Source organism: Sediminitomix flava (assembly GCF_003149185.1).
Taxonomy (GTDB): Bacteria; Bacteroidota; Bacteroidia; order Cytophagales; family Flammeovirgaceae; genus Sediminitomix; species Sediminitomix flava.
The window spans coordinates 740,930-756,312 of sequence record NZ_QGDO01000002.1 but is presented as its reverse complement, the minus strand read 5'-3'; the positions used below and the strand labels follow the sequence as shown (position 1 = coordinate 756,312).

The 15,383-nt window shown below is 34.8% G+C and carries 13 protein-coding genes; 6 read left to right on the top strand and 7 right to left on the bottom strand.

From position 1 onward, the window contains the following. Nucleotides 1-10: 10 nt before the first annotated feature. From BC781_RS10200 to BC781_RS10185, 4 genes are read left to right on the top strand one after another with little or no spacing between them, the layout of a single operon-like run. On the top strand, nt 11-1,375 hold the full coding sequence (locus BC781_RS10200) for a sensor histidine kinase (RefSeq protein ID WP_109617221.1): 1,365 nt from the start codon (nt 11-13) through the stop codon (nt 1,373-1,375). Beyond that, complete coding sequence (locus BC781_RS10195) at nt 1,372-2,739, top strand: sensor histidine kinase (RefSeq protein ID WP_109617218.1); 1,368 nt, start codon at nt 1,372-1,374, stop codon at nt 2,737-2,739. Before BC781_RS10200 ends, BC781_RS10195 begins: the two co-directional genes overlap by 4 nt. Next, the gene (locus tag BC781_RS10190) at nt 2,726-4,045 is read left to right on the top strand and encodes a sensor histidine kinase (protein ID WP_109617216.1); all 1,320 of its coding nucleotides are present in this window, start codon (nt 2,726-2,728) and stop codon (nt 4,043-4,045) included. The genes BC781_RS10195 and BC781_RS10190 overlap by 14 nt, the downstream gene beginning before the upstream one ends. Nucleotides 4,046-4,104: 59 nt before the next feature. Next, nucleotides 4,105-4,935 carry an aminotransferase class IV gene (locus BC781_RS10185; RefSeq protein ID WP_109617214.1) on the top strand — a complete coding sequence of 277 codons (831 nt, stop codon included), beginning with the start codon at nt 4,105-4,107 and terminating at the stop codon, nt 4,933-4,935. A 21-nt stretch (nt 4,936-4,956) separates the two neighbouring features. On the opposite strand, the gene BC781_RS10180 is transcribed toward BC781_RS10185, so the two are convergent. Together BC781_RS10180 and BC781_RS10175 are read right to left on the bottom strand one after the other, a co-directional pair. Further along, nucleotides 4,957-5,661, bottom strand: coding sequence for a SanA/YdcF family protein (locus BC781_RS10180; protein ID WP_109617212.1), 705 nt, complete (start codon nt 5,659-5,661; stop codon nt 4,957-4,959). Nucleotides 5,662-5,821: 160 nt separating this feature from the next. Next, nucleotides 5,822-6,880 (bottom strand): endonuclease/exonuclease/phosphatase family protein, encoded by a 1,059-nt coding sequence (locus BC781_RS10175; RefSeq protein WP_109617210.1) that lies wholly within the window; start codon nt 6,878-6,880, stop codon nt 5,822-5,824. A 194-nt stretch (nt 6,881-7,074) separates the two neighbouring features. Here BC781_RS10175 and BC781_RS10170 point away from each other — a divergent pair, with 194 nt between their 5' ends. Continuing rightward, entirely contained in the window at nt 7,075-8,355 is a 1,281-nt protein-coding gene (locus tag BC781_RS10170) for an LruC domain-containing protein (protein ID WP_109617208.1), read from the top strand. A 61-nt stretch (nt 8,356-8,416) separates the two neighbouring features. Here BC781_RS10170 and BC781_RS10165 read toward each other — a convergent pair whose 3' ends face one another. Together BC781_RS10165 and BC781_RS10160 are read right to left on the bottom strand one after the other, a co-directional pair. After that, entirely contained in the window at nt 8,417-10,297 is a 1,881-nt protein-coding gene (locus BC781_RS10165) for a chitobiase/beta-hexosaminidase C-terminal domain-containing protein (protein ID WP_109617206.1), read from the bottom strand. A 93-nt stretch (nt 10,298-10,390) separates the two neighbouring features. Beyond that, nucleotides 10,391-10,876 (bottom strand): methylated-DNA--[protein]-cysteine S-methyltransferase, encoded by a 486-nt coding sequence (locus BC781_RS10160; RefSeq protein ID WP_109617204.1) that lies wholly within the window; start codon nt 10,874-10,876, stop codon nt 10,391-10,393. Nucleotides 10,877-11,042: 166 nt separating this feature from the next. On the opposite strand from BC781_RS10160, the gene BC781_RS10155 reads away from it, so the two are divergent. After that, nucleotides 11,043-13,151, top strand: a complete 2,109-nt coding sequence (locus BC781_RS10155; protein ID WP_109617202.1) for a glycoside hydrolase family 97 protein — start codon at nt 11,043-11,045, stop codon at nt 13,149-13,151. Between the two features lie 68 nt (nt 13,152-13,219). Here the strand turns inward: BC781_RS10155 and BC781_RS10150 are convergent, their stop codons facing one another. The 3 genes from BC781_RS10150 to BC781_RS10140 form a co-directional block, all read right to left on the bottom strand. After that, nucleotides 13,220-13,531, bottom strand: a complete 312-nt coding sequence (locus BC781_RS10150; protein ID WP_109617200.1) for a hypothetical protein — start codon at nt 13,529-13,531, stop codon at nt 13,220-13,222. Then, nucleotides 13,524-14,402 (bottom strand): alpha/beta hydrolase family protein, encoded by an 879-nt coding sequence (locus BC781_RS10145; protein ID WP_109617198.1) that lies wholly within the window; start codon nt 14,400-14,402, stop codon nt 13,524-13,526. Before BC781_RS10145 ends, BC781_RS10150 begins: the two co-directional genes overlap by 8 nt. A gap of 74 nt (nt 14,403-14,476) precedes the next feature. Beyond that, the gene (locus BC781_RS10140) at nt 14,477-15,346 is read right to left on the bottom strand and encodes an SDR family oxidoreductase (protein ID WP_109617195.1); all 870 of its coding nucleotides are present in this window, start codon (nt 15,344-15,346) and stop codon (nt 14,477-14,479) included. Nucleotides 15,347-15,383 lie beyond the last annotated feature (37 nt).

Sequence of the window (15,383 nt, the reverse complement as noted above, 5' to 3'; positions counted from 1 at the left end):
AGTATATAAAGTGATTCTTAAGAAACTCATATCATTCAAAAAATTATCTATTGTAGGTGAAGTACATAAATTCTCTTTAGAACAACGTGTACTTCATGGAATTTTATTAATTGGAGGTATTGGTACTTTGGGAAGTGCTTTTGGTATGAATGAGGAAGACCTACCAAAAGCTTTTCAATATGCCATGTTTCTTAATGGAATAGCCAGTGCTTTAGGGTATTTTTTATCTCGATTTTATGGCAAATACTATATTGCATTGTTAGCTTTTACTTTTTCAGAGGTAGTGATGTTGTTTAGTGATTGGTTTCAGAATGGCGGGTTGAGAGAGATGTTACCTATTTCCTACATCGTCGTTTTGGTCATTAGCTTACAGTGTTTTCCCAAGCGTTTCTACCTTCATATCATCATAGGGGCAATCTTCATTTTTTTATCATTCTTGTTTTTAGAATTTAATTTCTCTCACCTCAGAAGTACCACAGAAGTAAGTATCTCTTTAAGAGTGGTACATTGGATCATGATGACGATTTTCACTTCTTTTATCTTGATTCTGTTTAGAACACAGTATGAAAAGTGGGAAATCGCACTAAAAGAAAAAGATGAAAAATTAGCAAAAGCATTGGCGAAAGAAAAAGAGTTGAATACGCTTAAAAGTCAATTTATATCTATGGTTTCGCATCAGTTTAGAACACCTCTGACTGCGATTACAAGTTCAACTGAATTGATTGAATTATATACGGCAAATAAGTTAGCTGAAAGAGAAAAGGGGAAAGTCGATAAACAGTTCAATCGGATACATGAATCCATTAAAAATGTGACTACAATGATGGAAAGGGTATTGGCTTTTGGACAGGTTGAATCTGATGGTGTACAGTTTAAACCTGTGGAAACAGACTTGGTAAAATTGTTGGAAGGTTTGATTGAAAAGTACCCTCTTGAGTACCAATCAGAAATAAAGAAACTTAAAGTAGTAGGAGAGCCTAAACAGTTGTTGTTAGACAAAAATTTAATTGATCATAGTATTTCAAACTTGATTTCGAATGCCATTAAGTATGACCCTCAGAAGAGGTTTCCTGAAATTATTCTTGATTTTAAGAAGGAACATGTACTGATTTCAGTAACAGATGAAGGTTTAGGTATTCCTAAAGAGGCTCAAGAGAAGCTTTTTTTACCATTTTATAGAGCACAGAATGTCGCAAATATTAAAGGAACAGGTATTGGACTTTCTGTGGTGAAACAATTTATTGAAATGCACGGAGGTAGAATTTTTGTAGAAAGTGAAGAGTATAAAGGTTGTCGTTTTAATATTTTTCTGCCTTATCAATTAGTACCTCATAAGAATACCTCAGAATACCATCAAGATTCGTCTACTGTTTGATTAAGTCATTATTCATATCGCTCAAAAAAATATCGATTGTTGGTGAAGTCGATAAATACCCTTTAGAACAAAGAGTTTTAAATGGTATTTCATTGATTGGGGGTATTGCGACTATTCTCAGCGGGTTTTTGATTGATAAATTGATACTACCAGCACCATTATATTATACTTTACTTTTTGTCGGAGTACTTATTTCAAGTGCGTTTTATTTATCAAGGTTTCAGAATAGATTTTTAACTGCTTTATTAGTTTTTACAGCATCACTAACAACTTTATTGTTTGTGGATTGGTATCTGAATGGAGGAGTGGAAGGAATTCTGTTGACCTCATTTATCGTCCATTTAGTAGTTTTTATCCAATGTTTTCCTAGAAAGTACTATTCTCAACTTATTATAGGAGAAATCTTAATTATAAGTTGCTTCATTTTTTTAGAATTTAATTTCTCACATATAAGAATCTCAGATGTCGTACCTAAAGAGCTACGAATTGTCCATTGGGTGATGATGTCTTTTTTTACAACTTCAATCTTGATTCTATTTAAAAATCAATATAAAAAGTGGGAAGAGAGATTATTGGAAAAGGAAAAAGCCCTTGCAAATGCTCTAGAGAAAGAACAAGTGCAAAATAAAGTAAAAGAAGAGTTTATATCCATGATTTCGCATCAATTCAGAACACCTTTGACTGTGATTAGGAGTTCTACCGAATTGTTAGAATTAAGCGCTTCAGCAGTAAAATCTGAGTTTGAAGAAAAAAGAAGTAGAAAGCAGTTTTCTAATGTCTACAGTGCCATTGATTCTTTAACCAACATGATGGAAGGAGTGATTTTTTATAATCGGATAAAGAATAAAGAAATTGAGTTTTTCCCAACTAAAATAAATGCAGTTTCTTTTATCTCTTCAACCATCAAAAATTACCCTTTAAAAAACGCGCTTTCTCTTGAGAATTTTAAGGTTGAAGGAACTCCGTGTGAGGTTTCAATTGACCCAAATCTGATGGAAGTTTGTATCTCAAATCTATTATCAAATGCACTTAAATTTAGTGAGCCTCTTCCTGTTATCGCGATCACCATCATTTTTAAAGAAGACAATTTAAATATTATTATTTCTGATAATGGAATTGGAATACCCCAAAATGAATCTAGTCGAATATTTGATCCATTTTTTAGGGCTTCAAATGCTAAGAATATAAAAGGAACAGGTATTGGTCTAACGATAACCCAATTATTGATTGAATTGCATAAAGGAAAAATTACAATAGAGAGTAAGGAAAATGAAGGGACAAAAGTTGTAGTCTCGCTTCCAACAACAGATTTACCTAATCTCAATTTTACCACTCTAACCCAAAGTTCAAATGAAAAGAATTAATGTATTTAGTTTCATAATAGGAACTTATGAAGAAAAAGAGTTGGAGTTTAAGATGATGAGTGGGATTCTTTTCTTTGTTTCATTAGCTAATGCACTTACTTATTTTTTAGTACCTGTTGATCAGATCAGTGAAATTTTCCGAAGTCTGATGCCTTTACAAGCATTACTATCTGGAATAGGTTATGTTTTGTCTAGGTTCTATAAAAAATATACACCATCACTTTTTATTCTAACTTTTGTAGAAGCACTTTCGATATTTTTTGATTGGAAGGAGAATGGAGGAATAAAAGGTACTTTACCTCTTACTTTCGTGACTGCTTTTTTAGTGGACATGCATCTTTATAGCCGAAAGCAATACCCATTTTTTTTAACGGGTAGTTTATTTTATTTAGGCTTATTTATCTACTTAGAAGTGAATTACTCACATTGGTTAGCACCTTCTAAAATTGATGTGGTTTCTGCGACCATTCATTGGGTACAAATGCTTCTGTTTACATCTACGGTTGTCTTTTTATTCAAAAGGAATGAAGAAAGGAGACAAAATGTATTACTGAAAAAAGAGAAAGAACTACAAGTCGCTTTGGATAAAGAAAGAGAGCTGAATAAACTGAAAAATAAGTTTGTAGCTATGGTTTCTCATCAGTTTAGAACCCCAATGACTATTATCCACAGTTCTTCTGAGATTGTAGATATTACAGTCAAAAAATATCTACCAGAGAATGTAAAAGAGAGAACCGATAAGCAGTTTCAAAAGATTTATGTTGCCATTTCTCGGATTACGAAGATGATGGAGAAGGTTCTTAATTTCGGGAAAATGGAAACCCAGCAAATCAAATTCTCACCAATTAAGTCAGACCCAATAACTTTTTTAACAGAGGTGATAGAGTCTTATCCAGTAGAAGATCGAGTGCAAAAAGTCCCTCTTCAAATAAAAGGAACATATCGTGAATTAGCTTTTGATCCATCTCTTATCGAGCAGTGCATTATCAACTTGCTAAACAATGCTTTGAAGTTTGATCCAGAACGCAGGTTTCCTTTAGTAATTTGTGATTTTAGAGAGAAAGAGTTCGCACTCCATGTTCAGGATAAAGGGATCGGAATACCATCTTCTGAAATTAATAATCTTTTTTCTCCGTTTTTTAGAGCAAACAATGCCAAGAACCATTCTGGAACAGGAATAGGGTTGGCATTGGTAAAGCATTTTACAGACTTGCATGATGGTATTGTGTCGGTTGATAGTAAAGAAGGGCAAGGCACCACTTTTACAATTGCTTTACCATACGAACAAATACATCTTCAAAACTAAGAAAGTAAAATATGATACTTTTTTAGCATATTGAGAATACGAACAAAAATGAGATTTCTATGAAATATATACTAAATGGTAAGCTGACTTCAAAAGAAAATGCAACAGTCTCTGTACGAGATTTAGCTTTAATGAGAGGATATGGAATCTTTGATTATTTCAGATGCATTGGCCTAAAGCCACTTTTTATAGAAGATCATTTAGACCGATTTTTCAATTCAGCGGCAACACTCCGAATACCGATGCCATTCTCAAAAGAAGAGGTTCATCAACAGGTTTTAAAATTGATTGAAGAAAACCAAGTAATGGATAGTACTTTTCGTTTAATCTTGACAGGAGGTTACACCGAAGAGTCTTATGAAATTGGCGAACCAAGTCTAATTATTTATAATGAACCTGCGATTGAGTGGAATATGCAAGCCTATGAAAAAGGCTTGAAATTACTGACACTTGAATATAGAAGAGATATCCCAGAAGTGAAGACTATTAATTATCTGATGGGAATTTATCAGAAAGTAAGATTAGCTGAGGCAGGTGCCGCAGATGTATTATTTCATATGAATGGGAAACTGTCTGAGCTTACTCGTAGTAATTTCTACATTGTAGATCAGAACAATGTGATAAAGACGGCTAAGGATGATGTATTATTAGGGATTACTAGAAAGCACATCAAAAAAATGGTAGAAGGAAAATATCAGTTTGAAGAAACAGACTTATACCTTGACGATTTAAAGAGTGCCAAAGAAGTCTTTATTTCTGGTTCAGGAAAGAAAATTGTACCTATCAGACAGGTAGAAGAACAAGTCTTTAATAATGGAAAAGTAGGCGAGGTTACAAAAGACTTAATTGAAATGTTTGAGGATTATTCTGAAGCCTTTGTGAGAGATTAAAGACTAGGTTTCTAAATTGAATTAAAATTTTACAGCTATTTCATTAGTAGGAATAGCTGACTTGTCTTGTTCTCTTTGTTCCCCAATATAAATTCGATCCCCTAGAAATTTAGGTTCTACTTCAAAATAAACATCAAGGAGTGCTTTAACTCGGGCAAATACTTCTCGAACTTGGACTTTGACACCTCTTTGAGCCGAAACATCTTTTGCATTATATCCATATGCTTGAATACCCGATTGGCGGGAAAGGTAAATAGCTCTCTTATTGTGGAATGGTTGAGATATCACAATAAAGCTATCTTGTCCGAAAATTTCTTTACAACGAATGACAGAATCGAGTGTGCGAAAACCAGCATAATCCATGTAAATCACATCTTCTGGAATTCCGTTTTTGACTAATGCCTGGTACATGTCTCGTGGTTCGTTGTAATAATGGGTGCGATTGTCCCCACTTACGATAAGGTATTTGACTTTTTTCTCTTGAAATAACTTGGTCGCGGCTTCAATACGATTAGTGAAATATGGATTTGAGCTACCGTTAGCTAGTTTTTTACTGGTACCCAAAATCAGCCCAACCTCTTGTTTCGGTAGAGCATCTACATCTTTGTAGATAAACGGGGCTGCCTTAAACTCAATTGTGAAGTAGCTAAATGTAATTACTCCAACAATAAGTACAAGTACACTAATAGTTGATATTAATATTTTCCTAGACCAAAGTTTGTTCATTTTATGTAATCATTACGGGCTTATCCTATGTAAGAAAACGATTAAAATGAATTAAGTTCTCTAAACATTGAAATATTATAATTAATTAGGTTTATCCACAAATTAGACACTGATGCCCTCAAATATAGAAAGCATCAGTGAATGATTAAAATGAGAAATATTACTTCGTTGATTTATAAACTGAACTTTTGTCAAATTGTTGGGCATTTGCCTCTTCATTTTTGAAGGCAAGCTTTACACTGATTGGCAGGTGATCAGATACTTCTCCAAACTCATAAAGAACTTTCCATTCCAATTGCTTAAAATGAGCTTTAGTAAAGAAAATATAGTCTAATTGTTCTTTTGGTTGGTCTGAAGGGTAAGTCATCATTTCTTGTTTTCCTAAAAGTTCTGATGGACAAGAAGAGCCTATTTCATTGTCTTTTAAGAAGATTTGAATGGCAGCTTCATCAGCGGATTCAGAGACTGGATGAGAGTTAAAATCACCGACTAAGATGACAGGAAATTCTTTTGCATATTTTTTAAACTGCTCATAAATAAACTGCGTCTGTTTTACGCGAGTTGGTTTGTCAAAAGCTTCTGTATGAATATTCATGAAAATAACTTCCTGTCCATTCAATGCTATTTTACTGATTTGTAAAAGTCGATCTAAATAAATGGCATTGTAATAAAATGGTGCGGAAGCTACTTTTTCTAAAACTACTCTTTCGTGAGACAGAATAGGGAATTTACTCAATATAGATTGCCCTGAAATAATTTTACCAAAATGTACTGTGACCGGGAGGTAAGGATAAGGCACATAGGTTTTATCCCAATTGACAGCTTGAGCAGCGTATTTCAGTCCGCTAGCATGAGCCATCTGATCAAGCTGGTCTACTTCGTAAGAACGTTTACTACCATAGTCAATTTCTTGAAATCCTATAATATCTGCATCTATAGATTTTATGACTTCTTTTGCCTTCTTAAGGTTCTTATCATAGAATTCTTGGGTAGGTCTTACAGGTTCATTGTTTGTCATACCAGATAAGTATCCAAGATTATAACTGACAATTTGTATGGTATCAGATGAATTTGTAGCATCTGAAATATCCTCAAAAACCTTTGTAGTAGCATACTCTTGCTTGGGTAAATTAGGAGATTTTGCCCAAAAGAAGAATATGATAACACTTAAAAACAGTAAGATAATGGCAACTAGCAAAGCTCTGAATAATTTTTTCATGAAATAATCTGTAAAAAATCGTCGATACAAAAACTAATCTGCAAATCTATTTACCTATTAGTTTAAAAAAGAATATTGAAAATAAAGTTTTATGAAATAAATCTTTAATTAATATAAAGTTTGCAGACAATTTAGCCCCCTATAAACTCAATAATTGGTTCTGTTGTTTCAGAATCAAAACTAACAAACCAAACATGAGACTAACAGCATTATTACTTCCTACGGCTATGCTCGTAGGTTTATCCTCTTGTCTATTTTCAAGTGACGACCCAGACCCACCATCTTTCCAATCGATTAGTGTTCCAGATAATTTTTCATGGTCACTTTCTCAAAAACAGTTTGTAAACATCGACTTTTCTGATCTAGGACTAGAGCTAGAAAACAAAAGAGTAAATGTCAGAGATGAGAATGGAAGCTTAGTCGCTGCTCAAATTATACATTCAGATTTGTCTTCATTTTATTTGGAGTTACCTATCGGAACAGGAACCCTATATCTAGACATTCCGTCACAGAATTTAGTCAAAATCTATCCCAAAAATCAATCGGGCGATTTCACTTTTGGACAGCTAGCTGATACATCTTTCGATCCTTATTTTGGAAATAAACCGAGTATAAGTGAGATGGATTCAGATTTGGATGGCGTGGTAGACTCAGAAGATGACGCACCAACTAATCCTGAATTAGCCATTAGCTATAAAATTCCTTACAAAGGTTATAAAGTGGTGGCTATGGAAGATTTATGGCCCGAACAAGGTGATTTTGATTTCAATGATCTAGTGCTCCGCTTTAACCAAAAGCATCATTTCAATTCAGAAAATCAACTTTACAAGGGAAACTATGAATTGATTTTGGATGCCGTAGGTGGTATTAATAGACATGGTTTAGGCTTTCAGTTTGTCAGAGATGAAAGCACTGCGGATAAAATTATGTACAAGTCTCTACCTTCCAATATCGTATCTGATGTGACAGGTGGAGAAACAGTAAAAATGCATGATGCTCTTTATACGGCAGGGGTTTATGTGACTGAAGACTTACATTTTATTCAATCAGAGTTTTATAATAATAATGGCGAAGGACCGACGCATACACCTGATACAACAAGGTTTGAAGTGTCATTCTCCCCATCTTCAACTATTCCTACGAATATGTGTACAATGATTTATTTGTTTGATAGGTGGGATAGAGGCAAGGAAGTGCATTTACCGTTTTTTCCGCCAACATCTGCAGCGAATGATGCTTATTTTGGAACGGAAGCAGATGCAAGTATTCCATTGGAGGATATTTGGTATAAATCATCTGAGAATCATCCTTGGGGAATAGAGATGATTATTGGTGATGAAGATTTTAAGCATACGAAAGAAGGGGTGAACATCATTTTGGCATTTCCTGAATTTAGAGAGTGGGGACGATCGGGGGGTGATTCTAATACTGATTGGTATGAAAAGTCAAAAGAAAATAATTTATTTCAAGACTAATAAAAATGTCCTCATTCAAATTTAATGAATGAGGACTCTTTTTTTGAATAAGTTTCGAATACTATTTATCTGTTCGAGTATATTGCTTCTCTAACGTATCACTCCAAGACATGCCATTTTTAATCGCTTTTACTTTTAGGGTACAATCTTTCGTGATAAAGAATGGAATGGTATATTTTCTTGAATCTAAAGACGGCTCGCTACCATCAACAGTGTAATACATTTCTGCTCCTTCATCATTACAGCTAAGATCAATTTTCAGTTTATCCTCAAAACTATCAGTATCTGAAAGAGTAAAAGGCATAAACGTTTTAGCTTCATAATTAAATGATGTTCTTTCAGTAAAGCTAGGAACAAGTTTTAGCTCTTTAGCCTCAGCGTTAGTCATTATTTCGAGACTAGTATCGGGCTTTTTTATTTGGATATAGGCATTTGTTTGTAGCTCCCCATTTAATTTTAGCTCGCCAATATATTTTTCACTTCCATCTTTTTTGATTTGTAAGTTTTCACTTTTTAGTACATCAAGTTTTGGAACACTAATACTGTAATATTGAGCAGTAGGAAGAATTGGATACATTCCGATAACTTCTGAAAGTTGAAGTGCTTCTTCTGAAGTGAAACTACCTTTTTCCATTTCTGCATATAAACTAGCAACTGATGTTGCTCCTTTTTCAGGCATTAGATCATAGGGTAGAATGAGTTTTTCTGGTTTCTCTAAAGGTTTCCCGTTTGTATCAAGAATTGCTTCATGTTGATCATTCATCAATCTTCTAAACTTGAATGCTTCTTGATACAAGCTTCTCGCACTACTTCTTTCACCTAAATGAGCTAAAATACTAGCATTGATATAATTCTGATAGGCTTCTTGAATAGGCATAAATGAAGTTGTATTTTGATAGAGTGTCTTCACTTTGGCCAAAAGCTCAAGGTCTTTTGAAGGATGAATTGCCATTAGTGTTTGAGCAGGTAAACTAGGTAATTCTTGCTTCTCAGCAGTATTAGCCCAAATACTTGAAGCGAGTTCTGTAGAAATTGAAGGATTGAGTAAGGAAATTAAAGCTACAGAATGACAATCAGTTGGTAGTGCATAAGGATTGTAAATTCCATCTTCTACAGAGAGATTTCTGTAAATAAGGTAAAGAGGATTGAAGAACTTCATTTTAAGTTCATCATTGGGCTGAAACTCGAATTCATCACCAAATAGTTTCCATGTGCTGAACGAACTCAACATTAATTGATCTGTCGAATAGGCCGTGACATCGTTCTTAAGTTGGGCTATAGCCTTTTCAAAAGATTTGGTAGAAACAGCGATATCAATATTTAGACTCTTTTTCTTTTTTTGAGGGAATTCAAAGCTAGCAGAAAGTTGTGCCCCTTTTAAAGATGTGCCAGAAGATTGTCCTTTGCCATCAGAAAAGTTAGCAGTAGCTATTTTTTTAGGTAATGAAAAAACAATGAAGTAATCTCCTAATTCATCCGTGAGTTTGATCTTTAGAAGCTTTTCAGAAGCGACAAACTCAATCTCAGAATTTTTGATACTTTCTGTAGTCTGAATATTGAATGGCAGCTGCTTTTTAGTTTTTGAAATTTTATGGATTCGTCCTCCTTGAGCTGTTGTAATAGCAGTAGTCTCTTCTTTTTGGTCTTCAGAGGTGAAGTGCAAATATGAAACACCAAAGAATGGCGAACTGCTATAAATATCTTCCTCAAAATCTAATAATAGAAGAGGAGCAGTTTCTTTCAAAGGTGCATTTTTGATACCTAGTTCAAAGCTGTTTTGTGAAATTGATCTTAGGTAAAAAAGTCCTTTATAAGTCGTGATGTAAGGCTTTTTCTCTTCTATCGAGAGTTCAACAGAACTTATTTGTCCCTTTTTTTGAGCGACTACAGATAGCGAAAAGGACATTAGAAAAGAAAAAAGAAGTATGTGTATATATTTCATAGTCTAGTTAGAATCTATTGATCTTAATTCAATTTTTATCCCTTTTAAACAAGTAAAAAGACGATAAAGTGTTTTTATGTAGGTAAAGGGATTTTAAAATAGAGTTGTCTGAAAAGCTGCTTGCTCCAATTTGAGAAGCCATTGCTTTTTGTCCAAGCCCCAAGCATAACCTGTGAGGTTTCCAGAAGCGCCAATTACTCTGTGGCAAGGAACAATGATCGCGATAGGGTTACTTCCGTTGGCTTTTCCGACTGCTCGAACCGCATGCGGATCACCCAAAATCTCCGCTATTTTACCGTAAGAAGTCGTTGTTCCATATGGAATTTCATTCAAGGCTTTCCAAACTTTTTGTTGGAATTCACTTCCTTCAGGAGCTAATGAAACACTGAATTGTTTACGTTCTTTTCTGAAGTATTCTTCCAATTCAGTTTTACATTGTAACGTGATTTTATTCTCGATTTTTTCTCTCTGAGGTTCCGATTCGGTGAAGCGCAAAGATGTAATTCCAACAGAAGAACTCTCAATTTCAATCCAACCGATCGGAGATTGTAAATATGTATAATACGTTTGGTCTTGCATAAGGGCTTCTATTTACTACTTTTTTTGTTCTCCAATCATGTGATTTTCAAATGAAAACGATATTATTGATCTACTCGAAATTCCTTGAAGTGTAAAAAGGTAATTTTTATCATTCTTAAAACTTCCTTCAAGTTGCAACTTGCTCACAACTAACGCTGTCAAAAATATGAAAATAATAAGAAACTTAACCACGTTTATCACACTTAGCCTTAGTTTGGCTGTTTTGTTTTCTTGTAACAAAGAGAGTGTAAAAAACTTTGATACAACCGTATCTTCTCCTGATGGAAAAAATAGAATTGAATTTTCGTTGAACTCGGACGGAGAACCGACTTATCAAGTATTCAGAGGGGATGTCGCAGTTATTGAATCTTCGAAATTGGGATTTGAGTTTGGCGATTCTATTGATATGTCATCCAATTTTGAATTGGTTGCTGTTGAAGAGAATTCTATTGATGAAATATGGACTCCAGTTTGGGGTGAATATGCTGAATTTACCAATAAAGCAGAAGAATTGATTTTGACGCTTACACAGAAAGGTGCAATAGCAAAAGAAATGAAGTTGGTCTTCAGGGCTTATGATGATGGTATCGCTTTTAGATTTGAATTCCCAGAGCAGGCAAACCTAAAGGAATTCGAGATTTTGGATGAAGTGACGGAGTTCAGACTTGTAGGCGATCCTACTGCTTGGTGGCAAAAAGCACAGTTTGATTCTTATGAGTTAAGATATCAAGAAACAAAACTATCAGAAATGCCATCGGCAAATACACCCGCTACCTTCAGAACGCAAGACAGTCTTTATTTGAGTATCCATGAAGCAGCACTTACTGATTTTGCTGGCATGACACTATTGAATAAAGATAGTTCGAATGTCTTAGTTTCTCAACTTGTGCCAATCAGCCCAGATAGTCCTGTAAAAGTAAAACATGCTGCGCCAATGAAAACACCTTGGCGTACGGTACAAATTGCTGAAACAGCTGGTGCATTGATCGAATCTCAGATGATTGTCAACTTGAATGAGCCAAATAAAATTGAAGATACTTCATGGATTCATCCTGCTAAGTATATGGGTATTTGGTGGGAAATGCACTTGAATAAAGGTACTTGGGAAAATAAAAACGCAGCAGATTTAGAACATCTATCTTTACAAGAACAAAAAGATGCATTTAAGGCTGGAAAAGGGATTGATAAAAAACACGCTGCAAATACCGAGAATGTTAAGAAATACATTGACTTTGCGAGCAAACACGAAATGAAAGGATTGCTTGTAGAAGGTTGGAATTATGGATGGGAGAGAGGTTGGAAAAACTTCAATTTTACCACTCCTTATCCTGATTTTGATATGCAAGAGCTTACTAAATATGCACAAGATCATGATATGTTCTTGATTGGTCATCACGAAACAGGTGGAGATGTAGGAGTTTATGAAGATCAGTTGGAGGATGCTTTCAAATACTACAATGAAAATGGTGTACCAGCGGTAAAAACAGGTTACGTAAGAGGTGAAGGACCTGTAGATATTCATGGAAAAGCATATCATCATCATGGTCAGCGAATGGTACAGCATTACAGAAGAGTACTAGAAGTAGCTGCAAAAAATAAAGTGATGGTTGTTGGTCATGAAATTATTAAACCAACAGGTGTCCGAAGAACGTACCCAAATATGCTTTCGAGAGAATGTGTGAGAGGACAGGAGTACAATGCTTGGGATGCGCAGGGAGGAAATAAACCTTGGCACACCACCGTAATTCCATTTACGAGAATGCTAGGTGGACCAATCGATTTTACGCCAGGTATATTCAATCTTACTTTTGATGAATATCGTCCAGATAACCGAGTACATACAACACTCGCAAAGCAATTAGCACTGTATGTTGTTATTTATTCTCCAGTACAAATGGCGGCAGATTTACCAGAGCATTATGAAGGAAATCCTGCTTTCCAGTTTATCGAAAATGTACCTGTGAATTGGGATGATACAAAAGTATTGGATGCTGAAATTGGTAATTATGTAGTAACTGCCCGTAAGAATAGAAATGATTGGTATTTGGGAGCAATTACGGATGAAGAAAAGAGAAGCTTAGAAATTTCTTTAGATTTCTTGGATGAAGGAGCAACTTATGAAGCGGTAATTTATTCAGATTCTGAAAAAACGGATTTGGAGAATAATCCAACGGCTTATGAAATCAGAAATCAGAAAGTGAGTAAATCAGATATTTTGAATATCGATATGAAAGAAAGTGGTGGGCAAGCCATTCATTTCAAGAAGTTGAAATAAACTTTATTTCGTCATAAAAGAACGACATCCTTCAAGTTTAGAAACTATTGAAGGATGTCGTTCTTATTTTATAATTCGTTATCGGCAGACTCTTCATCTTCCAATTTTTGAAGTCGTTTCTTATACATTCTTTCCATTTGCCACCACATAATTGTCGCACTCCCGATCATCCAAAGAATCACATAAGTTGTACTTTCAGTCAGAAAACGATCAAATGTATATGGCGGATCGTAAGGTCGATCAAAAAAGTAATGGAAGCTTCCCGATAATAAAGCGAAAATTACTCCTTGTATTCCCCCTACTTTCAATCCGTAATACCAGCGCCCTTTTTTTCTGGTTTCGCCCCATTCTTGGATAAATTTTAAGTCTGCTTTATTCATTTTTCTTTAACCAGTCTAATGCGTATTTCCACAAATTTTTATTTTTTGAGCTGAAAAAACTCATATGTCCCAATGTTTTTATGCCTAACTCTTTTGGATGGAGTGCTACAATTTCAGTTTCTGATTTAGGAAAAACTCGCACCATATCATTTACATTTTTATGATTGGCAATCCCATCGTCAGTTGCATAGAGCCACATAGAAGGACGTGACAACGTATTGTAATGATGGTTTTTGATCTCTTTTCCAAAATCAGCTTCTACATAACCTTTGCTGTTGCACCATTTACTCCATTGGCTAGCTACTTTTTTAGGAAGAGGTTCTCCCATACCAACCCATTGTGAATTTGTTTTCCCAAAAAATAAATTACTAAAAGGAATAAAGAAGTTAAGGAAAAATAATGCTGAAAACTTAAATGGATATTCCATATTACTCAAACTGCCCGAAGATGAGGCAAAACTAAACATTGATTTGAGCTCAGAAGCATTCTCCATAAGCCCAACCAGTTGTCCGCCTGCACTATGACCAACTAAGTGGTAACTCTGATTTGGAAACTGAGATTTCAACTCTTCCAAAACAGCCCTCATATCTAATACACCCCAATTCACTAAAGATGCATTTATGCTATTAATTGAACCATTGATAGAATCACCAATACCTCTATTTTCAAAGCTAATAACACCAAAGCCTTGTTCTGCAAGGAAAGTGGCGAATGAATTGTAAAACCTTCTTCGTATACCTGTAGCGGGAGCCAACATAATAGCACCTTTGGTATTTGTTTGTGGCTTATAGAGAGTTCCTGCTAGTTGAAATTGATCGGAGCAAGTGATACGAATGTCTTCTTTATGGATGGAATAGGTAGTTTCAAGCATATGTTGATTGGCATTGAGGTGTAAAATATATACCAATCTACGGAATAAATGAGTATTAAACTATCTAGTTAGTTTTACAGTTTTTCTTTTAAAGCTTGAACTTCAGCATTGAAAAAGTCTTCAAGTTTGTGTGTTCCATATTTGTGAGCAATATTATCGCTAGCCATTGCCGTCATGAAAAACTCGACAGGGCCATAAGTCTTAGAAGAAGTAAGTGCTCGCAGTAGTTTGATAGTCGTTGTTCTAATCCAATCGGGAAGATGAGTAACCTTCTTGGGTTTTCCCCATGCTTTAAGAGCTAGTTCAGCCAATTCATTCTGGCTCAAAATGTCCATTCCACCAACAGTTTCTTCTTCAATGCCTTCAATCATTTTATCGACACAGACCTTTGCTAGATCAGCCCCATGAATTGGGTTGAGTTTAAAATTCCCATCCCCGAAAAGATAAACTCTTCCGCCTTTTGCCATATTTAAGAAGTCTCTCATATCTGAGAAAAATCCGTTTGGTCTTAATACACAAGATTTGATTTTTGAAGCTTTTAATTCATCAACAAATCTCTCTTTAGCTTCAAAAATTTTAAGCTGTTTGAGTTTATCTCCATTAATGGCTGATATGTATTGGAATGCTTCTACCTCATTTTTTAAAGCTTCTTTAAGCAAATTTGAATTACCTTGATAATCCACATCCATATAGGTCATTCCATCTTTCTGACGTGTGATTCCGATACTTGAAAATACCCAATCTATTCCCTCAGTAATACCTTCCAGAGAGTCAGCTTGTGTGATTTGCCCAATGAAGAAATCATCTACTTTATCAAAGCGTTTTTTTTGACTTTCTTTCCGAATCAAAACCCTAACCCAATAGCCTCTTTCTTTCAATTCTTTCACTAAAAACTGTCCGAGATAGCCTGTTGCTCCTGCTACTAATACTTTTTTTGAATCCATTGTATTGATCGTTTTTTACAAAAGTAGTTTTCGCAGT

What these genes read in the sequence shown, in the direction of transcription:
- BC781_RS10190 (WP_109617216.1), top strand. Translation starts at nt 2,726, where the DNA reads ATGAAAAGAATTAATGTATTTAGTTTCATAATAGGAACTTATGAAGAA.
- BC781_RS10185 (WP_109617214.1), top strand. Translation starts at nt 4,105, where the DNA reads ATGAAATATATACTAAATGGTAAGCTGACTTCAAAAGAAAATGCAACA.
- BC781_RS10180 (WP_109617212.1), bottom strand. Translation starts at nt 5,661, where the DNA reads ATGAACAAACTTTGGTCTAGGAAAATATTAATATCAACTATTAGTGTA.
- BC781_RS10175 (WP_109617210.1), bottom strand. Translation starts at nt 6,880, where the DNA reads ATGAAAAAATTATTCAGAGCTTTGCTAGTTGCCATTATCTTACTGTTT.
- BC781_RS10170 (WP_109617208.1), top strand. Translation starts at nt 7,075, where the DNA reads ATGAGACTAACAGCATTATTACTTCCTACGGCTATGCTCGTAGGTTTA.
- BC781_RS10165 (WP_109617206.1), bottom strand. Translation starts at nt 10,297, where the DNA reads ATGAAATATATACACATACTTCTTTTTTCTTTTCTAATGTCCTTTTCG.
- BC781_RS10160 (WP_109617204.1), bottom strand. Translation starts at nt 10,876, where the DNA reads ATGCAAGACCAAACGTATTATACATATTTACAATCTCCGATCGGTTGG.
- BC781_RS10155 (WP_109617202.1), top strand. Translation starts at nt 11,043, where the DNA reads ATGAAAATAATAAGAAACTTAACCACGTTTATCACACTTAGCCTTAGT.
- BC781_RS10150 (WP_109617200.1), bottom strand. Translation starts at nt 13,531, where the DNA reads ATGAATAAAGCAGACTTAAAATTTATCCAAGAATGGGGCGAAACCAGA.
- BC781_RS10145 (WP_109617198.1), bottom strand. Translation starts at nt 14,402, where the DNA reads ATGCTTGAAACTACCTATTCCATCCATAAAGAAGACATTCGTATCACT.
- BC781_RS10140 (WP_109617195.1), bottom strand. Translation starts at nt 15,346, where the DNA reads ATGGATTCAAAAAAAGTATTAGTAGCAGGAGCAACAGGCTATCTCGGA.